The organism is Flavobacterium microcysteis (assembly GCF_006385255.1).
GTDB lineage: Bacteria > Bacteroidota > Bacteroidia > Flavobacteriales > Flavobacteriaceae > Flavobacterium > Flavobacterium microcysteis.
The window spans coordinates 1-399 of record NZ_VFJE01000027.1; the positions used below are offsets into that span (position 1 = coordinate 1).

The 399-nt window shown below is 58.4% G+C and carries 1 protein-coding gene; it reads left to right on the forward strand.

Translation table 11 applies throughout. The annotated features are described in order from the left end of the window. A partial coding sequence (locus FJA49_RS18305; protein ID WP_199758338.1) for a hypothetical protein occupies window positions 1-399 on the forward strand: 399 nt, incomplete at both ends.

The window sequence follows — 399 nt, forward strand, 5'->3', positions numbered from 1 at the left end:
CCACGCATACCTTCACGATGAGCAGCCACAATATCAATGTAATCGCAGCAGGGCTTAACCCGGCGGACTACACATTCACGTACTACCACAGCCAGGCGGATGCCGAGGCGGGAGTGGCGGGAACGCAGCTTCCGAACAGCTACCCTAACAGCAGCAACCCAGAGGCTGTCTGGGTAAGGGTACAGAACAATACTACGGGATGCTTCAGCGTGGGCACGTTCAACCTTATCGTTGACGAGCCTGCGGTTGCCAACCCGGTGACGGACCCTGCGCTTATCACCAAGTGCGACATGGACGGCACCAACGACGGCCAGACGGACTTCGACCTTACGGCGTTCGATGCCACGGTACTGGGCACCCAGCCGGTAGGGGACTTTACGGTACACTACTATGACGACC